This is a genomic window from Paenibacillus sp. J31R34, assembly GCF_059383715.1.
In genome coordinates this window covers 79,043-94,515 of the sequence record NZ_JBXENU010000007.1, presented here as the reverse complement: position 1 = coordinate 94,515, position 15,473 = coordinate 79,043, and the positions used below count along the sequence as shown (strand labels likewise).

General features: G+C 51.5%; 15 protein-coding genes. 5 read left to right on the top strand and 10 right to left on the bottom strand.

Annotation, left to right across the window (positions count from 1 at the left end; genetic code table 11):
• Positions 1–13: 13 nt before the first annotated feature.
• Genes AC50YG_RS19760 through AC50YG_RS19735 form a run of 6 tightly spaced genes read right to left on the bottom strand, consistent with a single transcriptional unit; the run spans position 14 to position 6,757 of the window.
• Positions 14–1,201 carry a YheC/YheD family endospore coat-associated protein gene (locus AC50YG_RS19760; RefSeq protein WP_494828933.1) on the bottom strand — a complete coding sequence of 396 codons (1,188 nt, stop codon included), beginning with the start codon at positions 1,199–1,201 and terminating at the stop codon, positions 14–16.
• Complete coding sequence (locus AC50YG_RS19755; protein ID WP_494828931.1) at positions 1,158–1,667, bottom strand: GNAT family N-acetyltransferase; 510 nt, start codon at positions 1,665–1,667, stop codon at positions 1,158–1,160. Before AC50YG_RS19755 ends, AC50YG_RS19760 begins: the two co-directional genes overlap by 44 nt.
• Positions 1,667–2,821 (bottom strand): YheC/YheD family endospore coat-associated protein, encoded by a 1,155-nt coding sequence (locus tag AC50YG_RS19750; protein ID WP_494828929.1) that lies wholly within the window; start codon positions 2,819–2,821, stop codon positions 1,667–1,669. The genes AC50YG_RS19755 and AC50YG_RS19750 overlap by 1 nt, the downstream gene beginning before the upstream one ends.
• Positions 2,821–4,197 (bottom strand): YheC/YheD family endospore coat-associated protein, encoded by a 1,377-nt coding sequence (locus AC50YG_RS19745; RefSeq protein ID WP_494828927.1) that lies wholly within the window; start codon positions 4,195–4,197, stop codon positions 2,821–2,823. Before AC50YG_RS19745 ends, AC50YG_RS19750 begins: the two co-directional genes overlap by 1 nt.
• A complete protein-coding gene (locus tag AC50YG_RS19740) occupies positions 4,194–5,381 on the bottom strand; it encodes a YheC/YheD family endospore coat-associated protein (protein ID WP_494828925.1) in 1,188 nt (395 codons plus the stop codon). Before AC50YG_RS19740 ends, AC50YG_RS19745 begins: the two co-directional genes overlap by 4 nt.
• An 11-nt stretch (positions 5,382–5,392) precedes the next feature.
• Positions 5,393–6,757: a YheC/YheD family endospore coat-associated protein gene (locus AC50YG_RS19735; RefSeq protein ID WP_494828923.1), complete on the bottom strand. Its 1,365-nt coding sequence runs from the start codon at positions 6,755–6,757 to the stop codon at positions 5,393–5,395.
• A gap of 149 nt (positions 6,758–6,906) precedes the next feature.
• On the opposite strand from AC50YG_RS19735, the gene AC50YG_RS19730 reads away from it, so the two are divergent.
• Together AC50YG_RS19730 and AC50YG_RS19725 are read left to right on the top strand one after the other, a co-directional pair.
• A complete protein-coding gene (locus AC50YG_RS19730) occupies positions 6,907–7,242 on the top strand; it encodes a YlbF/YmcA family competence regulator (RefSeq protein ID WP_494828921.1) in 336 nt (111 codons plus the stop codon).
• A gap of 68 nt (positions 7,243–7,310) precedes the next feature.
• Complete coding sequence (locus AC50YG_RS19725; protein ID WP_473761903.1) at positions 7,311–7,592, top strand: hypothetical protein; 282 nt, start codon at positions 7,311–7,313, stop codon at positions 7,590–7,592.
• Between the two features lie 70 nt (positions 7,593–7,662).
• Here the strand turns inward: AC50YG_RS19725 and AC50YG_RS19720 are convergent, their stop codons facing one another.
• A complete protein-coding gene (locus AC50YG_RS19720; protein ID WP_341281684.1) occupies positions 7,663–8,010 on the bottom strand; it encodes a helix-turn-helix domain-containing protein in 348 nt (115 codons plus the stop codon).
• 180 nt (positions 8,011–8,190) lie between these two features.
• Between AC50YG_RS19720 and AC50YG_RS19715 the strand changes: the two genes are divergently transcribed.
• Both AC50YG_RS19715 and AC50YG_RS19710 read left to right on the top strand, forming a co-directional pair.
• Entirely contained in the window at positions 8,191–8,679 is a 489-nt protein-coding gene (locus AC50YG_RS19715; protein WP_473761899.1) for a hypothetical protein, read from the top strand.
• A 34-nt stretch (positions 8,680–8,713) separates the two neighbouring features.
• Positions 8,714–10,054, top strand: a complete 1,341-nt coding sequence (locus tag AC50YG_RS19710; RefSeq protein ID WP_473761897.1) for a DRTGG domain-containing protein — start codon at positions 8,714–8,716, stop codon at positions 10,052–10,054.
• Between the two features lie 89 nt (positions 10,055–10,143).
• On the opposite strand, the gene AC50YG_RS19705 is transcribed toward AC50YG_RS19710, so the two are convergent.
• The 3 genes from AC50YG_RS19705 to AC50YG_RS19695 form a co-directional block, all read right to left on the bottom strand.
• Complete coding sequence (locus tag AC50YG_RS19705) at positions 10,144–10,440, bottom strand: YtpI family protein (protein WP_430153993.1); 297 nt, start codon at positions 10,438–10,440, stop codon at positions 10,144–10,146.
• A gap of 206 nt (positions 10,441–10,646) precedes the next feature.
• Positions 10,647–11,162, bottom strand: a complete 516-nt coding sequence (locus AC50YG_RS19700) for a sporulation membrane protein YtrI (protein ID WP_473761895.1) — start codon at positions 11,160–11,162, stop codon at positions 10,647–10,649.
• A gap of 3 nt (positions 11,163–11,165) precedes the next feature.
• Positions 11,166–11,492, bottom strand: coding sequence for a YtrH family sporulation protein (locus AC50YG_RS19695; protein WP_338556630.1), 327 nt, complete (start codon positions 11,490–11,492; stop codon positions 11,166–11,168).
• Between the two features lie 126 nt (positions 11,493–11,618).
• On the opposite strand from AC50YG_RS19695, the gene AC50YG_RS19690 reads away from it, so the two are divergent.
• Positions 11,619–15,284 carry a DNA polymerase III subunit alpha gene (locus AC50YG_RS19690; RefSeq protein ID WP_494828917.1) on the top strand — a complete coding sequence of 1,222 codons (3,666 nt, stop codon included), beginning with the start codon at positions 11,619–11,621 and terminating at the stop codon, positions 15,282–15,284.
• Positions 15,285–15,473 lie beyond the last annotated feature (189 nt).

The following is a 15,473-nucleotide window of genomic DNA, read 5'->3' as shown; positions in this document are numbered from 1 at the left end:
TTTATTTGAATCATTAGGCGGAATCGGTCGTGGATTTGCTTAAGCCGTCCATATGGGTCAAACTGCTGTTGTTGGTATTCGTAATGGTATTTTTGGCTTTTCCGGATTTTTTCTGCCGATAAAGCCATAGGGCATATTCTAGAGGTTTAATAATCGCTTGGTTATAAGCCTCTTTCTCGCCCGCTTGGGCGAAAACCTCCCTTGCAGGTTTTGGATTGACCTCAAGCAGCCAGATTTGGCCCTTGCGGTCAATAGCCAGATCGAGAGCAAGCTCACATAGCCGCCCATAAACCTGCTCGAGATGTTTGGCGACATTAATGCTGAATTGTTCGGCGTCAGCCTCAATATCTTTAACGAGTGAGGCATCGCTTACCCACTGCTGCAGCAGTTCAGTCATGGGAACGGCATGGCCACCTCCGTGAAGATTGGAAGTTACACTGCCAGAAGGCCCTACTCTGCCTGCACAGCCTGTTACACTCCAAACGCCTTCTCCGTTTTTTTGGACGAGCATCCGGTAATCATGCACGCGTCCGCTTGGCAGCTTGAGGTGGATGCCCTGCTGGGCAATGTAACGTGTACCTTTTAAATCCCATGCGGATAAATAACCGTTTAAGGAGGCAGCGTTTATTTTTTGCGGACTAATAATTCGTCTTGCTTGGTCGCGGCCTTGAATCAGAAGGTTTCCGCTTTTTTTTCGCTCAATACGCAAAATGCCTCTGCCGCCTGTGCCGTTAATCGGTTTAAGGTAAATAAGCGGATATTTGCGCAGCATCTCGGATACGACCTGGGCACTTTCTGCAATACGTGCTGCAGGAAGATAGCTTTTAAATTGGGAGTCCTTTATCAACGTTCGGTGTATCGTCCACTTGTTGCGAAGCGGACGGTTGAGGAAGTTGAGGTGACTATAACGGGAACGGAAATGCAGCAGTTGATCGAACCGATAAGTACGTTGAATGCGACAGCGGTCAAAAATCATGTGTGGAAATGCAGTCCATTTTCGCGACCATTTTTTGGACGCCTCATTATAAATTAAAGCATGGATGCGATTTTGTTTGTAGTTGACGTCTTGAGGGGTGAAAATAATAATGTCGAGCCCCAGCTTTCGGCCAGCAGTCGTCATTTTACGGTAAATATCTCGTTCTTCAAGCAAACCGTTCTCATTGAGATATAACGTCAATATTCCGAGTACAGGCTGCGTCATTAGGAGTTCTCCTTTCAAAACGGAGCGTCGGCTTGCCGGTCGGTCCGGTGAACATAGATACTGCTTCCATTCCAAGGCGGAAGCAGAGCGCCATGCTTGGGACATTGTCGACCGCAACATGACAAGTTAATTGACCCAATCTTCTAATCAGACTCCGAGCGACAGCCGTTCCGACCCCAAGTTCGCGGGCTTCGGGTTGGACGACGAAAAAGCATTCCTGCTTATGCTTATCGCCATTTACTGCGAAGCCCACGCCAAGTAACCGCGAGCCTTGCCTGGCGATTGAAACGGCTGCCTCGGAATAGCCAGTTTCAACTGATGTGATGAGCTGGGCAGAATCCAGGGCGCGAAAGGCCTGAATGGAGGCAGCTGTCAGCCTTTTATCGCTATACTGAACAGCAAACTCAGCCAGTCGCTTGCGATAGCTGTTCCATTGTTGTGGAGTGAGCAGCTGCACTTCCATCATTATGCGCCTCCTACCTTGCTTGCTTTTTTATTTGTTAAATATAATCCATATTGAAAAATACGCTCCAGCGATTTTTGGCGAATATGTGGTTCGTCGAACTTCATTGGTTTGGAGTTGGCTTCGAAAAACCAAACGCTGCCCGAGCTGTCTATTCCAAGATCCATCGACATTTCGCCAAGCGTCTGTCCAGAGGCACGCTCGATTTGCCTCGCAATCAGCAAGGCGGTGCGTTTGGCTTTCAAAAGTATTCTACGCGCCTGTTCTACATTAAAAGAACTAATGAGCAGCTTCTCAGGATCTTCAATCATTCCGCCGCGAGGCACATGAGTTGTAATGCTTGAGGAGCCGGCGACCCTTGCGCCGATTCCTGTCATTTCCCATCTGCCATTACTGTTCTTCTGTACAAGCGCACGGAGATCGAAGCGGCGGTCATTGAAGGAAGCGAGCTGGATACCCTGTTGTGCGATGTAGGCCTCGCCTGCGCTTTGCTTTTGGATGCGGCTCCACAGCTTCGTTATCGTGGCGCAATTATAGGTAGCACTTTTGCGCTCCTCCTGGATTTTCAAACGAAAGGGCAGCTGTTTCTCGGCTTTAACGGTAATGGTCATGATGCCTTTGCCTGCTTTTCCGCTTTCTGGCTTCAAATATAAAAAGGAATGTTTTTGCATCATTTTGCCCAGTCCGGAGAGGGACATTAACTTGCGGGTCAAAGGGATGTAGGGCTTAGTAGTTTTGGATTGGCGAAGCCATTCGAATAAATGCCACTTGTTGAAAAAGAAGGGGTTGAATAATGTCACCCTTGGGTCTTTAATACAAGCATTGATTTTGTTTTTGACGGCTGGCAGCAGCTCATCCTCCCGTTGAGGGATGCGATTGTAAATGATGTCTGGAAAGGGGAGCAGACGCTGCTGCCATATTTCCTGCTGCTCGTCAAAAATAAAGCCCTTCAGACTGGTACGGCTTAAATATAAGTTTTTTGCAGTAAGCACATAAACGATAAAACCCTGCTCACGACCTACACGAATTAAATCAGCAAAATTACTGCGGTTGCCACGAAATAGCTGGATATCATCCTCTATGGTCAAAATAGCGAGTACGGGCCTTCCGGCCCGGATCTCCGCTGTTGATTCCTGTTCTTTAACCAGCTGCTCCATCAGCTGTCACCCCCTTGGAACTTGCTGAGGTACAGGCAATGTTCAATAATATAATCCAGTGAGGCGCGACCTTCCGATTTTAAGGAAGGATGCTTAAAAATAGAACGTCCAGGCTTGGCATTGGCCTCAAACATCCATATCTCGCTATTTTTATCGATGCCGATATCAAGCCCCAGTTCGCCAAGACGGTGAGGATAGTTGCGTTCAATGGCTTCCGAAAGGTTGATGGCTACTTGTTTCGCTTTGTCCAGCACATCGGCGGCTTCGCTGCCGAAGGTCCGACTTAGTGCCTGCTGCGGTGTCATGAGGGAGCCGCCGTTTTTGACGTGGGTAGTGACGCTGCCCCGTCCGGCTTTTTTTGCGCCAATTCCTGCGGGCACCCATTCGTTCTGGCCATTTTTATGCATATGAAAACGGAAATCAAGCGGACAGCCGTCAATTTCGGCGAGCCGTATTCCCTGTTGGACGACATAGTTATTTAGAGAGCTGCCATGGCGGGCATGCAGCATGCGGATCATGCTCTGGAAGTTCGTAAAGCGCAGCAGCACATTTTGATTTCCTTTGCGGTACCTTGCGAAATAGCCCCGCTTAGGATGGTAGGTCAAGCGATAAATGCCGATGCCAAGGCTGCCGGCTGTAGGCTTGAAATATAAGAATTGATGCTCTTCTAGCATCTCCTTGATTTTATCGGGTGTAGGACCCGACACCGATTCAGGCAAATGCTGCAGGGCTTCTGGGTCTTTATCGAGCAATTTATAGACATCTGATTTATTGAAAAAGCTCCAGTTGAAAAACGGGATTTTCTTCCTTACAAACCGTTCGCGCAGCGAGTTGATCATGGTCGAGGTTTCCGCTTTTCGGCTGGGAAGCCGATTGTACACAACGTCAGGAAGCGGCACCGTTTTGCGATACCAATTGCCTTGGGCGTTCAAAAAGTAGCCATTGACGGTTTCCTGCTGCCAGTTGATGTCGTTTGGAGTAAAGCCGAACAGATACGCTTTGCGCTCTCCCGACCGGATGACTTGCTTAATGAAGCCGGTTCTTGCGCCAAATGGCGCACTATCAGAGGAAGGGGATCCAATATCGCTTAAGATCCCGACCAAGGGTCCAAGCTGAATTTCATTATTTCCAGATTGAAGCAAATAAATATTGCCAGTCTTCGGTACTTTGATAGACTGGCGGACGCCCGCCGATAAATACAGATGGTTGCCTTGGCGCTTGACTGGGCGAATGGCAGCGGTAATGACTTCTCTGCCTAGCTTGAGGAGCATCGTTTTTTTGCCTGACAGCTTCAGTTCTTTAAGAAGCGGACTGGACAGATAGACGACTCGATCGGTTTGTTGGGAAAAGTGTACGTTGCAAGTTGTCAAACTCATGGAAGAACCTCCTGAACGTTGTCATACCGAGAACGGTCTAATACGGGTGATGGAGTAATTAACGGCGTATGGAGACGGCGGGCCAGCATTTGGGCATAGCCTAGTGGCCGCTCAAGAGATTGTGCAGCACATCCCTCAAGGCCAAGTCGCCTAAACGCCGATCTTCCTGGTCTGGAGTTCGCTTCCAGAAGCCATAATCGTCTGCCCTGCTCAATGCCAAAATCAAGTCCAAGCTCAGCAAGTCTGCCGAATCTCTGTTCAAGCTGTACTGCTGCATACAGGCTTATTTCGTGAATTTGCTTCAATAGATGATCATTTACCGCTTCGCTGTATTCAGCTATAAGCAGTTCCTTCGCAGATCTGACTCCGCCCCCACCGTGCAGGTTGGAGGTGATCGAGCCGGTCTGTCCGCAGCGGGCTGCAAGGCCAGTTACTTGCCAGAGGCCTAACGCATCTTTCTGTACCAAAGCCCTTATATCGAAAGGTTCGCCCGTTTTTAGCTGGAGCTGCAAATACGGCTGAATAATATAGCTGGCAGTCCCGATAAACTTGGCTAGCCATTGCTCCAGAGCGTCCTGACTGCCTATCCGCTTCTGAAAGGAGAGATTGCTTTTGCTGCGCCCTGAGACGGACCAGTAGCCGGCAGCATGACGCTGGAGCAGCAATGCGCCTTTGCCCTGCATGCCTGAGGCGGGCTTGAGAAACAGCCCGGAGCCTGGAGCTGAGAGTCGGCTTCGCAGCATTGCGCCATGGCTATAACGCTGGGTAGCTGGCAGCAGCGGCTGGATACGCTCATCATTCGCAAGCGCCTCGTAAACGTCCAACTTGGACGGGAGGCTGCCGTTCAAAATGATGTGCGGCTTGCGGGCTGCAATAGCCTGCAGAGCGCTGCGACAGGCAAGCTGCTCTTCTGTGTTTTTGCAGAAGCGCCGATCGTAAATAATATCGGGCAGCTTGCAGATGCCCTTCTCCCAGCGCTCATTTAGAAAACGATAGCCCTGAAGCTGGCCGTTATCTTCGTTAAATTCGCAGGGAGAAAAGACGTAAAGATCAATCTTTTTCCTTCTAGCGGTTTCCGCAAGTTGCTTGTAAAAGGCAGGCTCGGGAAGCTTCGGCTCCTCCTGTGAGGCATGCATCTCAATGGAAGCAACATATAATCCAATCGTCATGCCTTCTGCTGTCATAGGCGCCTCCGCTAGAAGCCCGATAAAAATCGGGAATATTGAATAACCATGCGAACGGATGGACGAATTTTGTTATCATTCAGTGGCGTATTGTCATTTTTGGAAGGCTTGGAGTTGACCTCTAGCAGCCATACTCTGCCGCTTGCATCAATAGCCAGATCGATGCCGAGCTCACCGAAATGGGCGGGGATATGCGTCTCAATCCCTTTGGCAATGAGGAGCGCTGCTTGCTGCAGCCTGCTTGAGGCATCCGCTCGGCCGCTCGTCAGGTTGGATTTGGAAATCGCCTCGCTAACGGTACTTAATGTGCCGCCTCTTGCGAGGTTAGAAACAAAATGCTGACCGCCAGCTGTCCGGGCAACAATCGAAGTGATTTTCCATTTGCCGCTGACATTTTTCTGTACAAGTGCCCGGAAGTCGACGGGCCGTTTCTGGATTTCAATCAGCTGGAGGCCTTGCTGTACCTGATAGCGGACGGTTTTCATTTTCGCTGAGATGGCAGAATACAGTTTGAGCTGGTTTGGATAAAGCTGCTTTCGGGAGCCTGTGGTTGTAGTAAATTGGGCTTGGTAACCGCCGTTTTCAGTCTTTGATACTCGGATGATCCCTTTGCCAAGGCTTCCTCTGACAGGCTTCAAAAAGATGTTGGCATGTTTGCTGCACATGCCTTTAAGAGTGGCAAAGCTGCGCAATGAGTAGGACTCTGGCAAATAGCGGAGGGCTGCTTCATCCTTCTTGAGCGCTTCGAAAACTTCCGTTTTATCAAGAAACTTTTCATTAAAAACAGTCGTCTGAAACCTGGATTTTACTTCTTTGAAAAAATGTTGTACGCTGGGTTTGTTCTCTAGTTTTCGGGAAGTAAGTCGATTGTTAATCACATTTGGAATGGGAAGCGACGCCCTTTGCCAGCCACCCGCATAGATCCAGCCTTCCACGGTTTGCTGCTCGCCAGTAATTTGGCCGGGAGTGAAGAAACACACATGCCCGCCTTGCGCGGCACAGCCATCAACCAGCTCTTTGCAGAACATGGTGATAGAACCGAACGGCTTATCGGGTGTCCCTGGATAATCCCTGCTGATCAGAATACCGATAAGCGGGCCGAGTGAAAGTATTGCTGATCCGGATTTATAGTTGATTCTTAATGCAGCGCCATTCGCAATGCCCATTTTGCGCGCTAGGCTCTGGCTAATTCGAATGCCATCATAACGTGCGACGGGTAATACTTTGACATGTTGCTTAAGTGAGCCGAAAGTCATCACTACAGGCTGGCCCTGAGGGATTTTCCACTGTTTCATATAGGCCTCGCCCAGCATGAGCGTATCCTCGGCGAGCATGCCTGAGCTGATAACCTGGACGGCTACTTTCGATTTGAGCATCGTAAATCTCCTTCCAAGCAGGAGGATTCCGGCAAGCGGGTTAAGAGCCGCTGGGTGTTTTGCACGAATTAATTCATCATATGAGGACATCTATCCCTTGGTGATTAGATACCATCAGCTGTTTAAGCAAATAATGGAGGGGAAAAGCCATGAATGTATACGACAAAACGTATGAACTGGCCAAAGCGTTAAAGGATAGCGAGGAAGCACGTTTGCTGAAGGAAGCAAAGCAGGCTGCTGAGGCTGATCCCGATGCAAAAGGGCTGCTTGATAACTTTCGCGAGCGCCAAAACGAGCTGCAGCAGAAAATGATGGCGGGCGAGGAGCCTTCCGCTGCCGATATGGATACGCTGAACAAGCTGTACGAGGTCATTTCGCTGAATCCGCTCGTCAGCGGCTTGATGGAGGCTGAGCGCCGCTTCTCCATCGTTTTTGAGGACATAAACCGCATTATGTCCGATGTGCTAAAATCCATCGTTGATTAACGCCTGCGGTCATATCCCTCGTCCTTGCCTCATATAATGTGAGGAGTGCTACAGAGGAGCTGAGGAATATGAGAAAAGGCAGGAGCCGTCATGTATTATATTTGCTAGCTGCGGTAGCGATGCTAGTCTACGGGGTACCAAGACTGGATTTGGGCGCTTCATGGAGCGGGACAAGCCTGTTCGGCATCGTCTGGCTGGTCTTTTCGCTAGTCATTGTGGCGGCGCAAATTGATGCGCTGATGCAAGGTGAGGCGAGGAGGCAGCAGATGCAGCGCATTAAACGTGTCAAACGCCAGGCGCTGGAGCGCAAGCTGCAGCAGGTCGTTGCTAGGCGGGGCGCGCGAGGCTAGCTAGCAATAACGAAACAAAAACAAATAAGGCCCAGCGATGGTCGCTGAGCCTTATTTGTTTTTTCAATCATTAATCCAATTCTTTGAACTGGACGAGCTGCTTTACGAATTTGTAAACCGCTTCTTGTTCTTTGACGGTTAGTCCATGTAGTTGATGGGCGATTTTGTCAGCGTAACTATTGTCTTCTGGGCTTGTCTGCTGCGAAGCATCCAAATGAACAAGCTGTTCCAGTGGAGAGTCGAGCGCTGCGGCAATTTTGCCGAGTACATCGACGGTTGGACTTTTCTCTCCTCGCTCGACTTGCCCCATATACGAAGCATTAATGTCCGCTCTGAGCGCCAGCTGCTCCTGGCTAAGCCCTCTTATTTTGCGCAGTGTGCGGATGTTATCTCCAATGTATCGGGCAAATTTACTCAAATTGTTCACCTCAGCCTAAAGATAGAGCTTTAGATGCCAACCAACAACGTTCTATAGAACCTATTAAATATAATGACTAAAGTCATTGACGAAAATACTCGACTTCACTATAATTATGTAAAATGGTCCTTATTAAACTTCTTTTTACTTAAAAGGTTCTTTTTACAAGGAGATTGGAAGATGGTAGACGAATTTGAGTTTTTTCGAAAAGTGCAGCTGCATTACCGTCAAGTACGCTTCCACGTGCGCTTGAGCTATACGATTTTTCATAAAAAGGAGAAGCTGCTGCTTGCGCATGGTATTTTGCGCTGCCGGGTTGAGCCCCATTCGCAATTGGTTGAGTATCGAATCAGCTTGGAATCGGAAGTGGCATCGCGTCCTTATAGCGAGAAGGCCTCTATTTTATTTTCCACTGTATACGAGGAAATTCCGCAGCAATCGCTTAAGCTGACAGATGTGCCTGCCTATCAGCTGCGATACTCCGTACCGATTGTTTATGATTGGCAAGCTTTTATTATTGAAGGAATGAGTACGGCTTTAAGCAAGAGTGTATTGCAGCCTGTTTTCGATAAATATAGATTTGTGAATAAGCAGGGCCAGGAAATAGACGCCAAACTTAAGGTCGCCGCCGTTATGGTGGATTGGTATAATGAAAACATTAAAAGTTAGCCAGCAGTGTTGAAAGCCAGAGGGAGGTACAGGTGTGTCTAAAGTCGGTTCCGGTTCAGAGACCAGCACCAAGCATGAACTGATTCTTGCACATATACAAGAGCTGAAGATCGGAACAAAAATCTCGGTCAGAGTAATTGCAAAAACGCTGGGAGTCAGTGAAGGAACAGCTTATAAAGCCATTAAAGAAGCGGAAGCAACCGGACTCGTCAGCACAAAGGAACGAATTGGGACGGTACGCATCGACCGTAAAAGAAAAGAAGCACTTGACCAGCTTACGTTCGGCGAAGTGGCGGAAATTGTAGAAGGCCAGCTTTTCGGTGGCGCATCAGGCCTTGAGAAAACGCTGCATAAGTTCGTCATTGGAGCCATGGAGCTTGATGCTATGCTGCGTTATATTGATGAGGACAGCCTGCTTATTGTCGGCAATCGGATCGGTGCGCACAAGCGGGCGCTGGAGCAGGGAGCAGGCGTGCTCATTACAGGCGGCTTCGAGACGAGCGAGGAGGTTAAAGCACTTGCTGATGAGAAGGGGCTGCCGATTCTCTCTTCGCGATACGATACGTTTACCGTTGCATCCATGATTAACCGCGCTATGTATGACCGCCTTATTAAGCGAAAAGTGATGCTGATAGAAGATTTGGTTACGTTCAGCAGGCCCGCCGATGTGCTGCATCCGAGTGAAACGGCAGGCAGCTTCAAGGAGCTGCGGCGCAGAACAGGTTATTCGCGCTTTCCCGTGGTGGATGACCGTGGTAAAGTCGTAGGCATGATGACAGCAAAGGATGCTTCCGGTGCAACAGATGAGCAGACCGTGGATAAGCTGATGACCCGCCATCCGATTACGGCTGCACCGAATATTACCGTTACATCCGCTGCTCATACGATGGCGGCGGAAGGAATCGATTTGCTGCCCATCGTTGATCGGCATCGCAAGCTGCTTGGTGTCATTAGCCGCCAGCAGGTAATTGATGCGCTCCGGTTTGCGGGCAAACAGCCGGAATCGGGCGAAACGTTCGATGATTTAATGTGGTCAAGATTTATGGCTAGCGAAGATGCAGCGGGCGAGTTTGTTTATAAAGGGGTCGTAACGCCGCAAATGTCAGGCTCGCTTGGCATGATATCGGAAGGCGTGCTCGTTACGCTTATGACACAGGCGGGCAGAAGAATGATTCGCGAGACGGGGAAACGCGACTATTTGCTTGAGAGCATGACGACTTATTTTGTTAAGCCGGTTGAAATGGACAGTGAAATAACGATTATACCGCGGGCGATGGAGATGAGCCGCAAGTCAACGAAGCTGGAAATTGAAGTGTGGGATCGGGGCGGGCTGGCAGCGAAAGCGATGATGTCAGCCCAGATGATTGATCCTTAAACATAAAGCAACCGGGGCGGTTGCTCTGAAGAAGGCAAGCGGAGAATGAAGCTAAGTTATAATAGCGCAGCGTTCGCCGCTGCCTTTCATTAGCGGCGCGTCGTGCGCAGCATGCTGAGATTGCGCAGGCCAGCGAAAAGATTGAATAGGCCAATGACCATGAATAGCGTCCCGATAACGATGCGCACGGTGGATTCATTGGACAGAAAGAGCTGAACGCCGGCGATAAATATGAGCATGACGCCCATGCTTATATTCATTCTAGCCCCGTACAGCATACGCATTGCGCCATCGGTGGCCCTGCGGGATCTGTAGCTGAAAATAACCGTCAGCAGTAAGGTGAGGAAGATGACGGGTGCAAATAAATATTGCATCAGTGAGTCCATTGGTTTTAAAGCAGCTCCTTTGCAAGCGGAATGATGATGCTTTATTCCGTATTTCTGCTGCTATTGTAGCATGAATACCTTCCAAAACAGAAGCAGTGCAGCGCATGTCTTTATGCTGCACTGCTTTTTATAATGAATCACTAGAAGCGTGGTGAAAAAGGCGAAGCGGAATGGAAAGGTTGAGCTGGAGAAGCGTCAGCGTTCTTCTAGCTCGGTCCGCGATCATGCAGGCGGACTTTAATCCACAGATGCAGCACGTTCTCGACGACAAGCATCGTTTTTACCTCGACCTCGTAATCCTTCTCCAGCACATCGTTGTATACTCTCTTGCTTAGCAGCTTCCTTGCAAACTGGGCATTGGAATCAATTTCGTAAATGCTTTGCCCGATAAACACGGAAAGATCGGCTTTAATCCGCCGAATCAGATCGGCCTCCGTCATTTTATCCAGCTGCGGGCGACCTGCGTTTTGCCCGGCTTCCAGCTCGATTCGCGGCAAAATGCTCTTAATGACCGTATGCTGATGCTTGAAATCCTTCAGGTTGTTAATGTCCTGCTCGTACTGCTCCAATTGAATTTCGAGCTCGCTTTTGAGACTGACTAGCGCCTCGAATTGCGCTTGATAGAGGGAGTTGTAAACGACCGCGCCGACAATCATGCCGAGCAGAAGCATGCCGAACATTTGCAGCCCTTTCATATATCGCTCAAACGGGGGCAGCCGCATCGCTTAGCCCGTCCCTTTGCAAATGAGCTTGACTAGCTCTGTGCCCATATGAGCCCCTAGAAAAGCAGCGATAATATAGCCGACCTGCTGTGCCGCGGGGGACAGATGCCCCTCCATAATGTTGCTTTCTATGACACGCATTGGATCAATGGAGCCGCCTACTGCGGCTACTATAGCCCATATTTTTAAATTTGCCGCTGTATTGACCATCATGGAGGTGGGGGGCATCAGAAGAAACACCGATCCAATGCCAGCAAGCATTGAGCCGCCTAATACGACGCCAAAGGCAATAAAGAAATCGAGCCCTGCCTTCATCAAAAAATAATTCACTTCGCTCACCAGCTCTCTTCGCCAAGTGGAGCCCGTCCGGCTCCTATTATCATTGTATGGGCGGTGCCTTGGCGATTATGATAAAATAGACAAATAGAGATGGAACACCTGAGGGGGCGAGGCGCAATGACCGCTAATGAGTCGCCATTCGTGCATTTGCACGTTCATAGTGAATATAGCTTGCTTGATGGCGCGGCGCGAATACGCGATTTGACAGCCCGCGCTGCGGAGCTGGGGATGAAGGCGCTGGCGCTTACGGACCATGGCGTCATGTATGGAGCCATTCCGTTCATCCGTGCCTGCCAGCAGCATGGCATTAAGCCGATTGTAGGCTGTGAGATGTATATGACCGCAGGCTCGCGGTTTGAGAAGGGCTCGCGCAAGGAAAACCCGATCTATCACTTAATTTTGCTTGCCAAAAATGAAACCGGATATCGCAATCTCATGAAGCTGAGCTCGATTGCCCATTTGGAAGGCTTTCATTATCGGCCGCGCGTCGATCCAGAAATGCTGGCTAAGCATGCGGAGGGCATCGTCTGCCTGAGTGCCTGTCTTGGAGGCGAGGTTTCGCAGCATTTGCTGCATGACCGTCCGGAGGAAGCGCGCAAGGCGGCACAGCGGTATCGGGACATTTTCGGCGATGATTTTTATTTGGAGCTACAGGACCATCATTTGCTGGAGCAGAAAAAAGTGAATGCAGCAATGATTGAGCTGGCACAGGAAACTGGCATTCAGCTGGCGGTTACGAACGATGTTCATTATATTACTGCTGCTGACGCGGAAATGCAGGATGTGCTTATTTGCATTGGAACGGGCAAATCCGTCGATGACGAGGACCGTATGAAAATGCAGACGGACCAAATGTATTTAAAAAGCGGGGAAGAGATGGCTGCCCTATTCCGCCATGTCCCGCAGGCTATTGCCAATACGGCAGCCATCGCAGATAAATGTACGCTGGAGCTGGCTTTTGGACGGGCGCCGCTTCCGGTATTTCATCCCGTGCCAGAGGGGGCAAGCTCAGCAGGGTATTTGCAGCAGCTATGCAGCGAAGGACTGCTTGCGAGATACAGCTTGCTGCCAGAGTGGACGCAGGAGCCGGACTTCCGCCGGCAGGCTGAGCAGCGGCTAGCCTATGAGCTGTCTGTTATTGAAAAAATGGGTTTTAGCGATTATTTTCTAATCGTCTGGGATTTTATTCGTTTTGCCCATGAGCAGGGCATTCGTACAGGCCCGGGACGGGGCTCTTCAGCCGGCTCTCTGGTTGCTTATGCACTGCGGATCACCGACGTAGATCCGCTGAAATACAAGCTGCTCTTTGAGCGTTTTCTAAATCCGGAGCGCATATCGATGCCCGATATTGATATCGACTTTAATGATGAGCGCCGGGATGAAGTCATTGCCTATGTCGCCAAAAAATATGGCGAAGGGCATGTTGCCCAAATTATTACGTTCGGCACAATGGCGGCGAAAGCAGCGGTCCGCGACGTCGGACGCGCGATGAATGTGCCGTTCGCCGAGGTGGATCGCGCGGCGAAGCTCATTCCGCGCCAGCTCGGCATTACGCTTGCCGAGGCGCTGCGGACGACTGAGGGACTGCGCGAGGCGGCGGAGCGCCTGCCTAAGACGGCAGCGATGCTGGATATGGCGCTTAAGGTAGAGGGCATGCCCCGCCATGCCTCTACGCATGCGGCTGGAGTTGTTATTGCCAGCGAGCCGCTGACGGAGTATGTGCCGCTGCAAGCGGGCGGCGAAGGGGCTGTTTTGACCCAATATTCGATGGAGCATCTGGAAGCGATTGGTCTGCTCAAGATGGACTTTCTGGGACTGCGCACCCTTTCGATTTTGGAGCGGACGCTGAATTGGGTGAAGGAGCAGTACGGAGAGACGATTGATTTTCGCACGATTCCAGACAACGACCCGGAAACGTATGCGATGCTCGGCCGCGGCGAGACAACGGGTATTTTCCAATTGGAGTCTTCCGGTGTGCGCCGCGTGTTGCGGGACTTGAAGGCGTCGGAGTTTGAAGATATCGTATCAGTCCTGGCTTTGTATCGGCCTGGTCCGATGGAATTTATTCCAAAATATATTCAAGGCAAGCATGGCGAGGTGCAGGTGGAATATCCTCATCCATCCCTAGAGCCGATTCTTGCTGATACGTATGGCATTATCGTGTATCAGGAGCAAATTATGCAGATTGCCTCCAGCATGGCGGGTTTCTCGCTGGGCGAAGCAGATTTGCTGCGCCGTGCCGTTTCGAAGAAAAAGCGCGAAGTGCTGGATGAGCAGCGGGAGCATTTTGTGAAGGGCAGCGTGACGCAGGGCTACAGCGAGGACGAGGCGAATCTCGTTTACGATATGATCGTGCGTTTCGCAGACTATGGGTTCCCGCGGGCGCATGCGGCTGCTTACGGCGTACTGGCTTTTCAAACGGCATGGCTGAAGGCACATTATCCGGTTCCATTTATGGCTTCGATGCTGGCGTCCGTGAATGGCAACCAGCGGAAAACGGCGGAATACGTCGATGAATGCCGCCGAATGGGCATTCAGGTGCTGCCGCCCGATGTCAACGAGAGCGGCGTAACGTTCACGCCAGTTGAAGGAGCGGTGCGCTTTGGGCTCGCGACGGTTAAAAATGTTGGTACGCAGGCGATCGAAGCGCTGCGGAAGGAGCGGGAGGACAAGCCGTTTGTGAGCTTGCTCGACCTATGCCGCCGCGTCGATTTGCGCGTCGTGAACAAGCGCGTGCTGGAGTCGCTGATTCAAGCAGGAGCCTTCGATTCGCTGCCGGGACACCGGGCGCAATTGCTCGGTGCCCTGGAGGAGACGGTCGAGGCGGCGGTGAAATGGCGCAAGGAGCGCGCTGAGCTGCAGATCGAGCTGTTTGGCTTCGATGAGGTGCAGAACTGGGATGTGGAGCTGCCGGATATCAGGCCGTTCTCCACAGCTGAGCAGCTGGAGTTTGAGCGCGAGCTGCTAAGCATGTACTTGTCCGGGCATCCGCTCGACGCCGTGGAGGAGCAGCTTGCACCGCTTGGGCTCGACCGGCTGTTCGAGCTTGCGGATGCGGCGGAAGGAGCGCCGGCGGTAGCGGCGGTGCACATTGTGTCGCTGAAGCCGTTCACGAACAAGAAGGGCAATGCGATGGGTTTTCTGGAGCTGGAGGATCGCATCCTCCGCGTCGAAGCCGTTGTGTTCCCGGCCGTGTGGAAACGCTGCGGGGATAAGCTGGAAAAGGGAGGCCTCGCCATTGTGCAGGCGACCGTGCAGCATCAGGATGAGGAGTTTAAACTCATCCTGGAGGATGTTGTGCCGCTTGCAGGCGGAGCTGCTGCGGCCGGGGCGCCGCTCGCAGAGCAGGCGCAGCGCTTGCAGCGGCAAGCGCAAGCCCGCGCCGCGAGAGGCGCGTGGCCCGGTCCCGGGCAGGCGAAGCCGTCCGGGCAGGGCCAGGGCGGGGCGCGGGCGGCAGCGCCAGCCGCCCCGGCGGGCCGCGGGCCCGGCACGGCTGCTGCGGGCGAAGCGCAGCAGCAGCCGCGGGCACCGCGGCAGGAACCCGCTGGACGAAAGCGCCAGCGGGTTTACATCAAGCTCGCAGCCGCGCGCGAGCAGCTTGCCGCGCTGGAGCGGCTCAAGCAGCTGCTGGCCGAGCACCCCGGCCAGCTGGACACCGTTCTGTTCTACGAGCGCGAACAGAAGCTGATCGCCCTTAGCGACAGCTACCGCGTCAAGCCATCGCCGGAATTGTTCGGCGAGATTGAGCAGCTGTTCGGCGAAGGCGCGGTCGTCGTCAAATAGGCGCAAGCAGCAAATCATGGCATAGCGATCCCTCATAGGGCTGGTCTTCGCTGTCTAGAGCGAAGACCAGCCCTATTTTTAACCCTATCCAGCCATGTGACCTCTCCGCAAGCGAATTCAAAATGATGCACATATCTTCTGTTATCCGCATACATTTAGGGATACAAGCGGAGAAATGCGGGAGGCCAG